Annotated in this window: 14 protein-coding genes; 1 reads left to right on the forward strand and 13 read right to left on the reverse strand. The window is 69.4% G+C overall.

Going from position 1 to position 16,489, the window contains the following annotated elements:
* Nucleotides 1-196 precede the first annotated feature (196 nt).
* From BJQ95_RS14260 to BJQ95_RS14280, 5 genes are all read right to left on the reverse strand, one after another.
* A complete protein-coding gene (locus BJQ95_RS14260; protein ID WP_256041395.1) occupies nt 197-1,030 on the reverse strand; it encodes an aldo/keto reductase in 834 nt (277 codons plus the stop codon).
* 170 nt (nt 1,031-1,200) lie between these two features.
* Nucleotides 1,201-2,028, reverse strand: coding sequence for an ABC transporter permease (locus BJQ95_RS14265; protein WP_240694930.1), 828 nt, complete (start codon nt 2,026-2,028; stop codon nt 1,201-1,203).
* Nucleotides 2,025-2,999, reverse strand: a complete 975-nt coding sequence (locus tag BJQ95_RS14270; protein ID WP_130179161.1) for an ABC transporter ATP-binding protein — start codon at nt 2,997-2,999, stop codon at nt 2,025-2,027. Before BJQ95_RS14270 ends, BJQ95_RS14265 begins: the two co-directional genes overlap by 4 nt.
* Entirely contained in the window at nt 2,996-3,292 is a 297-nt protein-coding gene (locus tag BJQ95_RS14275; RefSeq protein WP_130179162.1) for a transcriptional regulator, read from the reverse strand. Before BJQ95_RS14275 ends, BJQ95_RS14270 begins: the two co-directional genes overlap by 4 nt.
* A 2-nt stretch (nt 3,293-3,294) precedes the next feature.
* Nucleotides 3,295-3,954: a hypothetical protein gene (locus BJQ95_RS14280; protein ID WP_130179163.1), complete on the reverse strand. Its 660-nt coding sequence runs from the start codon at nt 3,952-3,954 to the stop codon at nt 3,295-3,297.
* A gap of 86 nt (nt 3,955-4,040) precedes the next feature.
* On the opposite strand from BJQ95_RS14280, the gene hrpA reads away from it, so the two are divergent.
* A complete protein-coding gene (gene hrpA, locus BJQ95_RS14285) occupies nt 4,041-8,144 on the forward strand; it encodes an ATP-dependent RNA helicase HrpA (protein WP_130179164.1) in 4,104 nt (1,367 codons plus the stop codon).
* Between the two features lie 115 nt (nt 8,145-8,259).
* Here the strand turns inward: hrpA and BJQ95_RS14290 are convergent, their stop codons facing one another.
* The 8 genes from BJQ95_RS14290 to BJQ95_RS14325 form a co-directional block, all read right to left on the reverse strand.
* Nucleotides 8,260-9,012 (reverse strand): amino acid ABC transporter ATP-binding protein, encoded by a 753-nt coding sequence (locus BJQ95_RS14290; protein WP_130179222.1) that lies wholly within the window; start codon nt 9,010-9,012, stop codon nt 8,260-8,262.
* A 41-nt stretch (nt 9,013-9,053) separates the two neighbouring features.
* Nucleotides 9,054-10,094 carry an amino acid ABC transporter permease gene (locus tag BJQ95_RS14295; protein ID WP_130179165.1) on the reverse strand — a complete coding sequence of 347 codons (1,041 nt, stop codon included), beginning with the start codon at nt 10,092-10,094 and terminating at the stop codon, nt 9,054-9,056.
* 3 nt (nt 10,095-10,097) lie between these two features.
* Nucleotides 10,098-10,994 carry an ABC transporter substrate-binding protein gene (locus BJQ95_RS14300; protein WP_130179166.1) on the reverse strand — a complete coding sequence of 299 codons (897 nt, stop codon included), beginning with the start codon at nt 10,992-10,994 and terminating at the stop codon, nt 10,098-10,100.
* Nucleotides 10,995-11,188: 194 nt separating this feature from the next.
* Complete coding sequence (locus BJQ95_RS14305; protein WP_130179167.1) at nt 11,189-12,085, reverse strand: ABC transporter substrate-binding protein; 897 nt, start codon at nt 12,083-12,085, stop codon at nt 11,189-11,191.
* A 219-nt stretch (nt 12,086-12,304) separates the two neighbouring features.
* A complete protein-coding gene (locus BJQ95_RS14310; RefSeq protein WP_130179168.1) occupies nt 12,305-13,330 on the reverse strand; it encodes an iron-siderophore ABC transporter substrate-binding protein in 1,026 nt (341 codons plus the stop codon).
* Between the two features lie 67 nt (nt 13,331-13,397).
* Nucleotides 13,398-14,309, reverse strand: coding sequence for an ABC transporter ATP-binding protein (locus tag BJQ95_RS14315; RefSeq protein ID WP_130179169.1), 912 nt, complete (start codon nt 14,307-14,309; stop codon nt 13,398-13,400).
* Nucleotides 14,309-15,376: an iron chelate uptake ABC transporter family permease subunit gene (locus BJQ95_RS14320; RefSeq protein WP_130179170.1), complete on the reverse strand. Its 1,068-nt coding sequence runs from the start codon at nt 15,374-15,376 to the stop codon at nt 14,309-14,311. Before BJQ95_RS14320 ends, BJQ95_RS14315 begins: the two co-directional genes overlap by 1 nt.
* Nucleotides 15,373-16,452 (reverse strand): iron ABC transporter permease, encoded by a 1,080-nt coding sequence (locus BJQ95_RS14325; protein ID WP_130179171.1) that lies wholly within the window; start codon nt 16,450-16,452, stop codon nt 15,373-15,375. Before BJQ95_RS14325 ends, BJQ95_RS14320 begins: the two co-directional genes overlap by 4 nt.
* Between the last annotated feature and the right edge of the window lie 37 nt (nt 16,453-16,489).

Here is a 16,489-nt window from a genome sequence, read left to right on the forward strand (position 1 = left end):
ATGCGCCCGGCGCCGGCGCATCCACTGCCCGGGCCGCTCGGGCATTCGCCGAGTCGCGGCAAAACGCCCCTTCGGGCGCCGCCAAGGGGTATCTTGCGGCAAGTGGGCGCAGCGCACTGCACCGACTTTCCGCAAACGGCCCCTTCAGCGGTGCAGAAGGGGCCGTTTGCGGCAAGTCGATGAAGCCCGGGTGCGGCTAGTTGACGTCGTTGGGGTGCGAGCTGACCCGGCCGCCGCGCTCGAGCGCCGAGATGGTGGCGACCTCGGTGTGGCTGAGCTCGAAGTCGAACACGTCGAGGTTCTCGACCATGCGCTCGCGGCGGTTGCTCTTGGGGAAGACGATGTTGCCGGCCTGCAGGTGCCAGCGGATGATCACCTGCGCGGCGGTCTTGCCGTGCGCCTCTGCCGCGGTGGTCACGACGGGCTCCTCGAGCAGCGGGTACTTGCCCTGGCCGAGCGGGCCCCAGGCCTCGATGTGGATGCTGTGCTGGCGGGCGAAAGCGGCGATCTCGGCCTGCTGGTAGGCGGGGTGCAGCTCGATCTGGTTGACCGCGGGCACCACATCCGTCTCGGTGAGCAGTCGGTCCAGGTGCGGCACCAGGAAGTTCGAGACGCCGATCGAGCGGGCCCGGCCGGACTCGCGGATCTTCTCGAGCGTCTGCCAGCTCTCCACGAACTTGTCGTTGCCCGGAGCCGGCCAGTGGATCAGGTACAGGTCGACGTAGTCCAGGCCGAGCTTCTGCAGGCTCGCATCGAACGCATCCAGCGCGGACTGGGTGCCCTGCTTGTCGTTCCAGAGCTTGGTGGTGACGAACAGCTCGGAGCGGTTGATACCCGAGGACGCCAGCGCCCGGCCGACACCCTCCTCATTGCCGTAGACGGCGGCGGTGTCGATGTGCCGGTAGCCCACCTCGAGCGCGTCGGTCACGATGCGGGTGGTCTCGGTCGGGTCGACCTTGAAGACCCCGAAGCCGAGCTGCGGGATGGTGTGGCCGTCGTTCAGGGCGATGGTGGGTACGGATTTCGTCATCCACTGAGCCTAGGGACCGGGCGGATGCGCCGCACGTCATGCATGCCGACAGCGTAATCCGGCTGCCCTCGGCGTCCGCCGCCGTCCCTCTCCCGGGCCAACCGTGCCCGCTGCGGACAATTGGTCCCGGCACACCGGGCCCAATTGTCCGCACGGGGACCAGTTGCGGCTCAGCGGTAGCGGCGGCCCTCGTCGCGGCGGAAGAGCAGCAGGGCCAGGGCGAAGGTCGCCGCGGTCCAGACCAGGATGCCCACCCACACCCACGGCTCCAGCTCACCGCCCTGCACGGCCCAGACCACGAACTCCCGGGCCTGCCGAGACGGCAGGAACTTCGACAGCGTGTCGAGCCAGTCGGCGAAGAGGTACGGCGGCAGGAACAAACCGCCCGCGAACGCGAGGCCGAACATCACGATCTGCACCACCGCGATCGCCGCCTTGGACGACATCGAGTAGCCGATCGAGATGCCGATGAACATGAACGGCAGCGCCGAGATGCCCAGCGCCACGATCCCCGCGAGAATCCCCAGAGCGGATGCCTCCGCCGCGGTGAACAGTGCCCCGATCGCGATCACCGGCAGGATCGACACCAGTCCCATCAGCCCGGTCGAGCAGATCTGCCCGAGCACCCGGGAGATACCCGGCACCGGCAGGGTGCGCAGGTACGGGTCCCAGGGCTGCTCGCGGTTGGCCGAGATATTCAGGCCGAAGCTGAACAGCGAGTTGGACATCAGCGCGAACACGCTCAGAGCGATCACCGCCTGGGTGGCGAACTCGGGGTTGTCGGCGACGGCGCGCTGCGGCACCACGAAGAACAGCAGCGACAGCCCGGGAAACACCAGCGACCCGATCAGGGCGGCCGGGATGCGGAACGTCTCGACGAGGATGATCCGCGCGTGCACGAGCGTGAGCGCGAGGATGCCCGTGCGCCCGCCGAGAACCGCGGCACGGCTACCGGTGCCGGGCGCGGTGCCGGAAGGGGTGGGCGTGAGGGTGCTCATCGGTTCATCTCCTTCTGGGCGGAACGGGCAGCGGGGTCACGATGGCGGATCGCCTCCGTGGCGGGCCGGGACGATTGCCCGGTCGCGGCATCCGTCGCCCCGGTCAGGGTGAGGAAGGCCTCTTCGAGGGTGGCGCCGCGCACGGTGAGATCGGTGAAGGGGATGCCGGAGCGCACGAGCTCCACGATCAACCGGTCGCTGTCGTTGGCGTAGAAGGTGGCGCTGCCGTTGTCGCCGAGGTCGCGGCCCACCACGCCGGGCAGGCCGCTCACCCGGTCGGGCTGGTCGGTCACCAGGCGCACCTGCCGGAGCGACACCTGGTTGATCACCGCCGAAACGGTATCGTCGGCGATCACCCGGCCGTGCCCCATCACCACCACACGTTCGGCGAGCGCCTCGATCTCCTCCAGGTAGTGGCTGGTCACCACCACGGTCGCGCCGCGGTCGTGCTGCCGGCGCACGGCATCCCACAGGGTGCGGCGGGCATCCACGTCGAGCCCGGTAGTCGGTTCGTCGAGCAGCACCAGCCGCGGCTGGCCCACGAACGCGAGCGCCACGCTGAGCCGGCGCTTCTGGCCACCCGAGAGCGCGCCGGTCTGGCGTTTGAGCAACTCCCCCAGGCCGAACTCGTCGGCCACGGCCGCCGTGCTCAGCGGCTCGTCGAAGTGCCGGCCGACGAAGTCGATGACCTCGCCCACGCGCAGGGTCGGCGGCAGCGCGGTCTCCTGCGGGGTGCCGCCGAGCTTCTGGCGCATCCGGTAGTCGCCGGGCGAGCCGCCGAACAGGGTGACGGTGCCGGTTGTCGGCTTGCGGAGCCCCTGCAGCATGGTGAGCACGGTGGACTTGCCGGCGCCGTTGGGCCCGAGCAGGCCCAGGATGCTGCCGGAGTGGATGTCAAGGGTGACGTCGTCGACGGCGAGTACCTCGCCGAAGCGGCGGGTGACCTGGTCGAGGCGGGCTAGAACGGTCATGCGGATTCTCCCAACAGGTCGCGCAGGGCTTCTCGGTAGTCTTCGAACGCGCGCCGGCCCGTGCGCGACAGGGCCAGGTAGGTGGCCGGGGTACGGCCCTGGTGCGACTTGATGACGTCAACATAGTCCGCGTCTTCAAGCTTGCGCAGGTGCGTGGACAGGTTGCCGGCGGTCATGCCGAGCAGTTCCTGCAGGCGGGGGAAAGCGATCTGGTCGCCGACCTCGAGCGTGGCCAGGGTGGCGGTGATCTTGAGCCGGGCGGATGCGTGGATCACCGGGTCGAGCTCGTCCATGGTCATCGGTTCCGGCGCAGCCGCACGGCCATGACGGCGGCGGTGACCAGGAACGCCCCGCCGCCGGCGAGGGCGAAGACCAGGTCATTGCCGGGCGACCCGGCGAACGGGGCGGCCGCACCGACCACGAGCATGAACAGACCGAGGACGAGCTGGGATTTGTCACGCCAGAGGGCCGCGCCGCCCAGGTAGATCGTGCCGCACATCAGGGCGTAGCCGGACGGGAAGTAGAGGTTGGCCAGTTCCGGGGAGAGGCCGTTGCGGATGAGGCCCACCCCCAGCAACGCGAAGGCGCCGCCGCACACCGACCAGGACAACCCGTAGACAGCGCCGGAGAAGCTGGACACCCCACGCACACCCCGGTTGATCCGCAGCCCGATCACCGCGGAGGACACGATCGAGATCACCAGCAGCACGATGAACAACGGCGTGGCCACCCCGGCCGGAATCGTGAACCACGGGTTGCCGTCGGGGTCGCCCGACCAGAGGGCGAGGAAACCGACGAACCAGGCGACGCCCCAGATGAAGTACAGCCAGACGACCGGCGCGATCTGCGCATCCGCCACCCGGCGTTGCTGGGCCTCGAGCAGGGCGAGCATCTGCTGCGGGTCCCCCATCGGCTCGTCGAGGTCGGCGGTGGCGGCAGTTGGGTTCTCATCCATATCTACTTTGTAACACAAACTACTTTGCGCATCAAGCATCGGACTCGAAGTGGAGTACCCCCGCGAAGCAATAACATGGAGGGCTAATGATTCCCGTCACAATCACCTTCCCGCCCGAGTTGCCGATCAGCCAGCGCCGCGACGACATCGCGCGCGCCATCCGCGACAACCAGGTCGTGATCGTGGCAGGTTCCACCGGCTCGGGCAAGACCACGCAGCTGCCCAAGATCTGCCTGGAGCTCGGCCGGGAGTCGATCGGGCATACCCAGCCGCGCCGGCTCGCCGCGCGCACCATCGCCGAGCGCATCGCCGAGGAACTCGGCCAAGAGGTCGGCGAACTCGTCGGCTACCAGGTGCGTTTCACCGACCGCGTCGGCGCCGACACCCGCATCAAGCTGATGACCGACGGCATCCTGCTCAACGAGATCCACCGCGACCGGATGCTGCAGAAGTACGACACCATCATCATCGACGAGGCCCACGAGCGCAGCCTCAACATCGACTTCCTGCTCGGCTACCTGCAGCAGCTGCTCCCCCAGCGACCCGACCTCAAGCTGATCATCACCAGCGCCACCATCGACCCGGCCAGCTTCGCCAAGCATTTCGCGGCCGCCGACGGCACCCCGGCGCCGATCATCGAGGTTTCCGGCCGCACCTACCCGGTCGAGATCCGCTACCGCCCGCTGGTGGCCGAGGCAGCGATCGACGACGAAGACGAGATCACGGATGCGGCGCCTAGCGTGGACCGCGACTACATCGAGGGCATCTCCGCGGCGCTCGACGAGCTCGAGCGGGAGTCCAACGGCGACGTTCTGGTGTTCCTCTCCGGCGAGACCGAGATCCGCGACGCGGCCGACGCCCTGCAGGGCAAGTTCGCCGGCGGCGACCGCACCAGCCCCACCGAGGTACTGCCGCTTTACGGCCGACTCTCCTCCGCCGACCAGCACCGGGTCTTCCAGCCCTCCACCGTGGCCGGGGTGCGGCGCCGCATCATCCTCGCCACCAACGTGGCCGAGACCAGCCTCACCGTGCCGGGCATCCGCTACGTCATCGACGCCGGCACCGCCCGGATCAGCCGCTACAGCGTGCGCTCGAAGGTGCAGCGGCTGCCGATCGAGGCCATCGCGCAGGCGTCCGCCAACCAGCGCTCGGGCCGCTCCGGTCGCACCAGCGACGGCATCGCCATCCGCCTGTACAGCGAAGAGGACTTCACCCGCCGGCCCGAGTACACCGAGCCGGAGATCCTGCGCACCAACCTCGCCGCGGTCATCCTGCAGATGATCTCCCTGGGCCTGGGTGACATCGCCCAGTTCCCGTTCCTCACCCCGCCGGATTCCCGCAACATCAAGGACGGCCTCGACCTGCTCACCGAGCTCGGCGCGGTCACGGCCGTCGTGGCGGCCACCGGCACCCCCACCGAAGACCCGAGCCAGGCCGGCGGTCGCTCCGGCCGTGACGGCGGGCGCGGGCGCGGCGGGCGCGACGACGGCGGGCGCGGGCGCGGCGGTGGCGGTCACGGTGGCGGCGGCCGCGGGCGGATGGCCGTGACGGCCGGCACGCACAGCCTCACCCGGGTGGGTCAGCAGCTTGCCCAGCTGCCCATCGACCCCCGGTTCGGCCGCATGGTGATCGAGTCCAAGGTGCAGGGCACCAGCCGCGAGGTGATGGCCATCGTGGCCGGACTCACCATCCAGGACGTGCGCGAGCGCCCGCTGGAGCGCCGCGGCTCCGCCGACGAGAAGCATGCCAGGTTCGCGGACCCCACCAGCGATTTCCTCTCGCTGCTCAACCTCTGGAACTACCTCGAGACGCAGCAGAAGGAGCTCGGCTCCAGCGCGTTCCGGCGGCTGTGCAAGAACGAGTACCTCAACTACCTGCGGGTGCGCGAGTGGCAGGACGTCTACAAGCAGCTCCGCCAGCTGGCCAAGCCGCTCGGCCTGCACATCGGCGATCCGGCGGTGAACCCCGACGGCATCCACCGGTCGATGCTCTCCGGCCTGCTTTCGCACATCGGCCTGAAGGACGTGGCCAAAAAGGACTACATCGGCGCCCGGCAGCAGCGCTTCGTGCTGTTCCCCGGCTCCGCGCTGGCCAAGAAGCAGCCCAACGCCGTGATGAGCGCCGAGCTGGTGGAGACCAGCCGGCTGTTCGCCCGGATGAACGCCGTGGTCGACCCGGCCTGGGCCGAACAGCTCGCCGGCGACCTCTGCAAGCGGTCGTACTCCGAGCCGCACTGGGAGAAGAAGCAGGGCGCCGTGGTCGCCTACGAGAGGGTCACCCTCTACGGCGTGCCGATCGTGCCGCGCCGCCGGGTGCAGTTCTCCCGGGTCGACCCGGCCTACGCGCGCGAGCTGTTCATCCGGCACGCCCTCGTCGACGGCGAGTGGGACCTCGACCGCGTCGACCAGCGGGTCACCGCGTTCGACCGCGCGAACACGGCGCTCCGCAAGGAACTCGCCGAGCTCGAGGAGCGCACCCGGCGCCGCGACATCCTCTTCGACGATGAGGCCGTGTTCGAGTTCTACCACCGCCGCATCCCCGCCGAGGTGCACAGCACCCGCACCTTCGAGACCTGGTGGCGCGTCGCCCGCGCGCAGACGCCCGACCTGCTCACCATGACCGCCGAGGCGCTCGTGCCCGAGGATGCGCCGGAGATCGACGAGGCGCTCTTCCCGCCGTCCTGGCAGCAGCGCGACCAGCGCTTCGCGCTGAGCTACCGGTTCGAACCGGGCGCTGAGGACGACGGCGTGACCGTGCAGGTGCCGCTGGCGTTGCTCGCCCGGGTCTCCCCCACCGGCTTCGACTGGCAGGTGCCGGGCCTCCGCGCCGACCTGGTCACCTCGCTGATCAAGTCGCTGCCCAAGGCCATCCGGCGGAACGTCGTGCCCGCTGCCGACTGGGCCGTGCGCCTGCTCGCCGAGCTGCCCCCGGCCCCCGGTGTGGTGGTTTCGACTGGCTCAACCACCGTGGGTTCGTCGATCGGCGACCGAACGTTGGTCGAGCCTGTCGAGCGCCGTACTGAGCCCGTCGAAGTGACCCCGCGAGCCGCCTCGAATCGCACCAACGCTCACGGCGACTCATCCGACCCCTCCTTCGCCGACACCCTCGCCGCCCTCATCCAACGCCTCACCTACGTGCCCGTCACCGTGCGCGACTTCGACCTCTCCCGGGTTCCCGCGCACCTGCGCATGACCTTCCGGGTCGTCGACGAGCGCGGCCAGAGCGTCGCCAGCGGCAAGGACCTCGGTGAGCTGCAACGCCGCCTGGGCAACAAGGTGCGCGAGTCCGTCGCCAAGGCCTCCGCCGCGGTGCCCACGAACGCGATCGAGCGCTCGGGCCTCACCACCTGGGACTTCGTCGAGCTGCCCCGCTTCATCGACACCAAGCAGGGTGACAACACCATCCGCGGCTACCCCACCCTGATCGACGACGGCACGTCGGTGAGCATCCGCATGATGAGCACGGTCGACGAGCAGGCCCGCACGCTGCCCGGCGGCGTGCGCCGGCTGCTGTTGCTGGCCACGGCCTCACCGGTGGCCTATGTGCAGCAGCACCTCACGGGCGGCGAGAAGCTCTCGCTGGCCACCAGCCCGTACCGCTCCACCCAGGCCCTCTTCGACGACTGCCTCGCGGCCGCCGTCGACGATGTGCTCTACCGGGTGCGGCCCGACGGCCAGGTGTTCATGAAGGCCGAGTTCGACAGCATCCGCGACCGGGTCTCCGGCGTGGTGATGGACTCGATGTTCGAGACCGTCGGCCTCGTCGCCCGGGTGCTCACGGCGTCCCGCGCCGCCGACAAGGCGCTCAAGGCCTCCACGAGCATGGCGCTGCTTGCCGCTCTCACGGATGCCCGTGAGCAGCTGAACGGGCTGGTTTACCCCGGTTTTGTCAGCGCCACCGGTCTCGCGCAGCTGCGGCACCTGCCGCGCTACCTCGGCGGCATCACCGCCCGCATCGACAAGCTCCTCGACAACCCCAACCGCGACAGGGTGTGGATGAACGAGGTGCAGGCGGCCACGGCGCGCTTCACCGACGCGGGCGGTCGCATCCCGCTGCCGGAGACCGCGGCGCCGAACCTGGTGCGCGCCCGCTGGATGATCGAGGAGCTACGCATCAGCCTCTTCGCCCAGGAGTTGCGGGCGGCGGAAAGTGTCTCCCTCCAGCGCATCCAGAAGGTCCTCGCCTCCTGACCCGCGCGCGGTTACTTCGCGGGTCGCACCGCAAACAAGGAAATAGTGACCAAAAAAGGACGAAATCCCAGATTCCGTCCTCTTTTGCGACCTTTTTCCTTGTTTGCGGTCGTCGTTAGAGCACCTTGGAGAGGAACGCCTGGGTGCGCGCGTGCCGCGGGTTGGCCAGCACCTCCGACGGGAGGCCCGACTCGACCACGACGCCGGCGTCCATGAACACCAGGGAATCGGCGACCTCCCGGGCAAAGCCCATCTCGTGGGTCACCACGATCATGGTCATGCCCTCCTTGGCCAGGCCCTTCATCACGTCGAGCACCTCGCCGACGAGCTCGGGGTCGAGCGCGCTGGTGGGCTCGTCGAAGAGCATCAGCTTGGGCTCCATCGCCAGCGCACGGGCGATCGCCACGCGCTGCTGCTGGCCACCCGAGAGGTGCGCCGGGTAATAGTCGGCCCGGTCGGCCAGACCCACCCGGGCGAGCAGCTCGCGCGCGCTCGACTCGACCTTCGACTTGGGCAGCCCCTTGACGCGCAGCGGCGCTTCCATCACGTTCTGGAGCGCGGTCATGTGCGGGAACAGGTTGAACCGCTGGAACACCATGCCGATGTCCCGGCGCTGCTTCGCGGCTTCCTTCGGCGCCATCTCGTAGAGCTTGCCGTTGGACTCGCGGTAGCCGATCAACTCGCCGTCCACGCTGAGCCGGCCGGCCGAGAGCACCTCGAGGTGGTTGATGCAGCGCAGGAACGTGGACTTGCCCGAGCCCGAGGGCCCGACCAGGCACATCACCTCGCCGCGCTTGACCTCCAGCGTGATGCCCTTGAGCACTTCGTGCGAGCCGAAGCTCTTGGTCACCTGTTCGGCGAGAACCATCGGCACGTCCAGGGATGCGACGCCCCCCACTGTCGTAGCGCTCATCGTGCTCCTCCGTCTCCGGTCGTGCCCGGCGCATCCGTCTTCGGCGGCACGATCACGGTCGGCTGGCCCGCCCCGACTGTGGGCACGACACCGGTGATGGCACCGGTGATGGGCGCCGGGTCGTCCTTGTCGGTCTGCCGGTCACCCACGCCGCGGGAGAAGCGCTTCTCGAGGAAGTACTGGCCCACCATCAGGATCGAGGTGAAGAACAGGTACCAGATCGACGCCACGATCAGCAGCGGGATCGGGTTGAAGGTCTCCGCCGAGATATCTCGCGATCTCGTGAACAGCTCCAGGCTGAACGGCACGGCGGTGACCAGGGAGGTGGTTTTCAGCATCGAGATCACCTCGTTGCCGGTCGGCGGGATGATCACCCGCATCGACTGCGGCAAGATGACCCGGGTCATCGTCTGCGACCAGCTCATGCCCAGGGCGACGGAGGCCTCTTCCTGGCCCTTGTCGACCGAGAGCAGGCCGGCCCGCACGATCTCGGCCATGTACGCGGCCTCGTTCAGGGCCAGGCCGATCACGGCCAGGGTGAAGGTGTTCAGCGCCGCGTTGGTGCTGAACGAGATCCACGGGGTCATGAACGGCAGGCCGATGTCGATGCTCGTGTAGATCAGCGAGATCAGACCCCAGATGGTCAACTGCACGTAGACCGGGGTGCCGCGGAAGATCCACAGGTAGAACCAGGCCACGCTCTTGACCACCGGGTTGGGTGAGAGCCGCATCACAGCCAAGATCACGCCAAGGATGATGGCGATCACCATCGAGAAGACGGTCAGTTGGATCGTGATCAGGGCGGCCATCGAGATACGACGGTCGAAGAGGTACTTGCCCACTGCGGGCCAGTCGTAGGCCGGCCGGAACGCGGCGTCGATGACGAAGAACGCGAAGATCGCCACGAGCAGAACGGCGAAGACCACGCGCCAGGGGTGCCGCAGCCGGATGGCCTTGATCGGTTCCGACGTCGATGCTGCCTCGCGCAGCGGCGGGGGTGAGCCCGCCGCCGCGCCGTTGACGTTTGTGGTGCTCATGGGTTAACCGTTCGCGCCCGCGTTGATCGTGATCTCGTCGATGCCGCCGTCGGCGACTCCCCACTCGTCGAGGATGGCCTGGTAGCTGCCGTCGTCGACCATGGACTGCAGTGCGGCCTGCACGGCCAATGTGAGCTCGGAGCCCTTGGCGACCACGATGCCGTATGGGGCCACGTCGAAGGTCTCACCGGCCAGCTGCAGCTCGTCGCCGGTCTGGTCGACCGCGTAGAGCGTGACCGGGGAGTCGGCGCTGAGCGCGTCGGCCTGGCCCAGCACCACCGCGTTGGTGGCGGCATCCTGCGTGTCGAACTTCAGCTTGTCGATCGGCGGCTTGCCGGCGGCGACGCAGGCATCGCTCTTGGCGGGCACCTCGTCGGTGTCCTCGAAGGTGGTGGCCTGCACGGCGACCTTCAGCCCGCAGGCATCGTTGGGGTCGACATCCTTACCCGCCTGGGAGGCCCACTGGATGCCCGCGGTGTAGTAGTTGACAAAATCGACCTGCTGCTGACGCTCCACGGTGTCGGTGAACGACGACGCACCGATGTCGGCCTTGCCGCCGGCCACGCTCGGGATGATGTTGTCGAACTTCGCCACCTGGAACTCGGGCTCGAGGCCGAGCTTGGCGGCGATGCCGCTGGCGATCTCAATGCCCCAGCCGATCGGGTCGCCGGCCTCGTTCTTGAACTCGTTCGGCGCATAGGTCGGGTCGGTGCCGATGACGAGGGTGCCGGTGTCGGCGACCTCGGCGGGCAGCAGCGCCGCTGCCGCGTCGTCCGTCTCGATGGTGGGGGCACTGCCGGTGTCGGAGCCGCTTGTCGCGGGTGTCGAGTTGTCGACACAGCCGGTGAGCATCAGCGCGGCGGCGGCAGCAAGGGCGGGAAGTACGTATCTAGCGCGCATGGCACGACCTTCTTCGTAGGGTGTCGAGGTTTCGATTCGACTGAATGGCAGTGAACGGTACGACTGCAGTGAGCCTAATACACCCCCGCCCTGGGGGAACGGCTCGGCGATATCGGTTCGGGAACAGCCCAAACGATGCCCGCCAAGGCTACCGGGTCCCGCGGCGGCGGACTCCTGCAGCCTGGTCACCGGGGTCAGCCGTTCGCGGCTGCGTTGATCGTGATCTCGTCCACGCCACCGTCCGTGACACCCCAGGCATCAAGGATGGCCTCGTAGCTGCCGTCATCCACCATCGACTGCAGGGCAGCCTGCACGGCGGCGGTGAGTTCGGACCCCCTGGCGACCACCATGCCGTACGGGGCCTCATCGAAAGTGTCGCCGGCCGGCTGCAGCTTGTCGCCCGTCTGAGCGATCGCGTACAGCGTGACCGGGGAGTCGGCGCTGAGCGCGTCGGCCTGGCCGAGCACAACCGCGTTGGCCACGTCGGCCTGGGTGTCGAACTTCAGCTTGTCGATCGGCGGCTTGCCGGCGGCGACGCAGGCGTCGCTCTTGGCGGGCACCTCATCGGTGTCCTCGAAGGTGGCGGTCTGCACGGCCACTTTCAGGCCGCAGGCGTTGTCGGGGTCGACGTCCGCACCCGTGGCCGAGGCCCACTGGATGCCGGCGTTGTAGTAGTTGACGAAGTCGACCTGCTGCTCGCGCTCGACGGTGTCGGTGAAGGAGGACGCCCCGATATCGGCCTTGCCGCCGGCCACGCTCGGAATGATGTTGTCGAACTTCGCGACCTGGAACGTCGGCGTCAGGCCGAGCTTGGCGGCGAGGCCGCTCGCGAGCTCGACGTCCCAGCCGATCGGGTCGCCGGCCTCGTTCTTGAACTCGTTCGGTGCGTAGGTCGGTTCGGTTCCGATGATCAGGGTGCCACGATCGGCCACCTCGGCCGGGACCAGTGCCGCTGCCGCGTCGTCTTTCGTGATCGCAGCGGCGCTGCTCTCGAGCGAACCTGATGTCGCCGGAGTCGAGTTGTCGACGCATCCGGTGAGCATCAGCGCCGCAACGGCGGCGAGGGAGGGGAGGACGTATTTAGCGCGCATGGCACAACCTTTTTCATGGGACTCGAGGCCTCACGGGATCGAGTCGACTGAGCGGTCCGTGGATGGTACGACTGGAGCGAGCCTGAAACACCCCTGCGCTGGAGTACGGCTCGTACAATATCGGCTTCGGGATCAGTCGAAACGGACGCCTCTCAAGGTTATCGTGCTGCAGGCAGCGCAAAACGCCCGGCCGGGCGCACGCTCGGGCGAGCGGTGCCTCTACTTCGCGGCGTCGGCCGCCAGCGCTGCGGTGGAGAGCAGGTCGACGTAGTCGTCGATGCCCCAGGTGAGCGAGAGGCCGGTGGGCGGCGAGACCGACGAGACGAAGGCGGCGCCGACCGGGGAGGCCACGGCACCGTTCTGCACCTGCGGCAGCACCTGCGCGTAGCCGGCGTTCAGGAACGTGTCGGATTCCTCCTGGGTGGCGCCGAAGTTGACGATCACGTCGCTGGTGAGCTGGTCGAGCTGCTCGTAGCTGAGCGTGTAGTAGAAGGACGACTCGCCGTTGGCGAGCTCGGCCACGCTCGGGGCGCTGTCGAAGCCGAGCTCGGTGGCGAAGGTCACGCGCGGGTCGGCATCCGTGTAGACGTAGAACACGCCGCCGCTGTCGGAGGTGAGGGCGACGGTTTTGCCGGCGAACTCCGGATGCGCCGCGGCCTTCTCGGCGATCGTGGCGTCGATGTCGGCGAGCAGGGTGGTGGCTTCGTCGGACTTGCCGAGCGCGGTACCGGTGATCTCGACCAGTTCGCGCCAGTCGGTGGACCAGGGCTCGTCGGGGTAGGCCACGACCGGGGCGATGTCGCTGAGCAGGTCGTACTGCTCCTCGGTGATACCGGAGTATGCGGCGAGGATCACGTCGGGCGCGGCGGTCGCGATTTCCTCGTAGGGCGGTTCGGTGGAGTCGGAGAGCACGGTGGGCAGCTCGGCGCCCTGTTCCTCGAGGGCCTCGGAGATCCACGGCAGCACACCGTTCTTGTCGCCGCCGTAGGCCTGGAACGGGATGGCGACCGGCACGACACCGAGGGCGATGGCGTCATCGGCGCTGCCCCAGCCCCAGGCCACCACACGGGTCGGTTCGGCGTCGATGGTGGTCTCGCCGAAGGCGTGGTCGATGGTGACGGGGAACGACCCGCCGGCGGCGGCGTCGGAGCCGGTGTCCTCGCTGGAGGAGGCGGAGCATCCGCTGAGCGTGAGAGCGGCGATGGCCGCGGTGGCGGCGAGCACGGTGGTCAAACGTCTGGGCACAGGAAACTCCGGTTCTGAAGGGGGTACGGCTACCTGCGTTTAGGGTAGCCTCACCTAATATAGCGGATCAGGCCGTACCGTGGAAACGGCCGATGGGCACGACCAGCGGCGAACCGCAGACCGGGTCGGGCACGATGCGGGCGGTGAGCCCGAACGCTTCGAGCACCACGGCCTCGGTGAGCACCTCGGCCGGGGCGCCCTCGGCGATGATCTTGCCCTGCCGCATGACGACGAGCCGGTCGGCGTACCGGGCGGCCAGGTTGAGGTCGTGCAGCACCATCACCACCGTGGTGCCCTGGTCGTGGTTGAGCTCGTGCAGCAGGTCGAGCACCTCCACCTGGTGGGTGACGTCGAGGAAGGTGGTGGGTTCGTCCAGCAGCAGGATGTCGGGGTTCTGCGCCAGCGCCATGGCGATCCAGACCCGCTGGCGCTGCCCGCCGGAGAGCTCCTCCATGCGCCGGGAGGCCAACTCCAGGGTCTGGGTGGCGGCCATGGCCTCGGCCACGATGGCGTCGTCGGTGCTCGACCAGTGCCGGAACCAGCCCTGGTACGGGTACCGGCCGCGGCCGACGAGGTCGGCCACGCCGATGCCCTCCGGCGCGATGGGCTGCTGCGGCAGCAGGCCCACGATGGTGGCGACCTGCCGACTGGGCAGGCCGGCGATGTCCCGGCCGTCGAGGGTGACGGCGCCGGCCTGCGGCGGCAGCAGGCGCGCCAGCCCCCGCAGCAGGGTGGACTTGCCGGAGGCGTTCGCGCCGACGATCACGGTGATCGCGCCGGGATCGATCGCGAGGCTGAGGTCGTCGACGATGCGGGCGCCGTCGTAGCCGAGGCTGAGGCCGGTGGCGGTGAGGGCGTGGCGGGCGGATGCGACGGCCGCGCCGGCAGGCGCGCCGGTGGCCTGGGTGGGTGTCTGGTCGCCGGCCGCGGCGGCGGCGTCGGCGGCCTGGCCGGGTGTCTGGTCGGTGGTCTGGGGCATCAGGCTCCCTTTCCGATTCGGTTCTGGGTGGCGAGCAGCCAGAGCAGGTAGGGCGCGCCGATCGCACCGGTGATGATGCCGGCGGGCAGCTCCAGGGAGCCGGGCAGCAGGTGCTGGGCGGTGAAGTCGGCGACGGTGGTGATCAGCACACCGATCAAGGCGGCCGACACGAGCGCCAGGCTGCCGGTGCCCACCAGGCGCCGGGCGATGGGCGCCGAGACGAAGGCGATGAAGGCGAGCGGGCCCACGAACGCGGTGGCGAGGGCGGCGAGGGCCACGGCGGCCACGAGCAGCGCCAGCCGGGAGCGTTCGGCGCGCACGCCCAGGCTGCTGGCGGTGTCGTCGCCCAGCTGCAGCATCCGCATCCGCCCGGCGAGCACCGCCACGGCCGGCAGCAGTACCGCCAGGAACCCGGCCAGGACCGCGATCTCGGGCCAGCGGGCGCCGCTGACGCTGCCGACCAGCCAGGTGAGCGCGTCCTCGGCGTTCCGGAGGTCGGCGCGGGAGAGCAGGTAGCCGAGCAGGCCCTGCACAATGAACGCGACGCCCACCCCGATGAGCACGAACCTGTAGCCGACCACGCCGCCACGCCAGGCGAGCAGGTAGATCGCCGTGGCCACCACCATGGCGCCGGCAAAAGCCATGAACGAGGTGGCGACACTGCCCAGGCCCAGCACCAGCATGCCGAAGACCGCGGCCGCGCTGGCGCCGCCGGTGACGCCGATGATGTCCGGGCTGGCCAGGGGGTTGCGCAGCACGGTCTGGAACAGGGCGCCGGAGACCGCGAACGCGACACCGACGAGGATCGCGAGGGTCAGCCGGGGCAGCCGCAGCTTGAACACGATGAAGTTCTCGCTGCTGGACCCCTGGCCCACCAGGGTGCGCAGCAGGTCGGGCACGCTGAGGTTGTAGGCGCCCACCATCAGGCTCACGGCGGCGACGACCAGCACCAGCGCGGCCAGCACCAGCACGATGCGGCGTTCCCGACGGTGCCGCAGGGTGCGGGCCAGCGCGAGCGGCGCGGCATCCGCGGCCGGCCGGGTGGCGGATGCGACGCCGGCGCTCACAGGCCGGCCAGCTTCACCCGGCGCACCAGCATGATGAGCATCGGGGCGCCGAGGAACGCGACGACCAGGCCGGCCTCGATCTCCCCGGGCCGGGCGATCACTCGGCCGAGCACGTCGGCGGCGAGCAGCAGCACCGGGCCGAGCACGGCGGAGTAGAGCAGGATCCAGCGGTAGTCGGGGCCGGTGAAGCGGCGGGCGATGTGCGGCACGGCCAGGCCCACGAACACGATCGGGCCGGCCATGGCCGTGGCGGAGCCGCAGAGCAGCACCACCGCGACGGCGCAGACGATGCGGGCGGCCACGAGGTTCTGGCCGAGCCCGCGGGCCAGGTCGTCGCCCAGGGCGAGGGCGTTGAGCATCCGCCCCGCGACGAGGCACAACAGCGCGCCGACAGCGATGAAAGGGGCCAGCTGCAGGGTGGAGTCGAGGTCGCGGGCCACCAGGGAGCCGGCCGACCAGAACCGGTACTTGTCGAAAGCCTCCTGGTTGCTCAGCAGCACGATGGTGATCAGCGACGTGAGCGAGGCCGTGAGCGCGGTGCCGGCCAAGGCCAGCTTCACCGGAGTGGCGCCCTCCCGGCCGAGCGAGCCGACGACGTAGACGATCACGGCGGCCACGAACGCGCCGGCGAAGGCGAACCAGACGTAGCCGAGCGCCGAGGTCACACCGAACCAGGCGATGCCGGCGACGACGAAGAGCGAGGCGCCGGCGTTGACGCCGAGCAGGCCGGGGTCGGCGATCGGGTTGCGGGTGATGCCCTGCATGAGCGCGCCGGCCAGTCCCAGCGCGAGGCCGGCGAGCAGGCCGATGGCGGTGCGGGGGACGCGCAGGTCGAGCACCACGGTGTGGTCGGTCACGGTGAGGTCCGGGCGCAGCAGGGCGCCGAGCACGGTGCCCAGCGGAATCTCCCGGCTGCCCACCACGAGGGAGGCGGCCACGGCGAGCACCAGCAGGAGCACGGCGACCAGCAGCCCGGCGACCTGGCGGCGGCGCGGCACCCGCAGGGCGTCGGCGGCTGCGGGCGCGACGGACCCGCGGGTCGGCGCGCCCGTCCCCGGAGCCGCTGAGGTAAGCATTACCTAAGTATGCCAGCCTCGACCTGAGCAGTCACCC

Origin of the sequence: Cryobacterium sp. SO1, from assembly GCF_004210215.2 — a bacterium.
Classification (GTDB): Bacteria; Actinomycetota; Actinomycetes; order Actinomycetales; family Microbacteriaceae; genus Cryobacterium.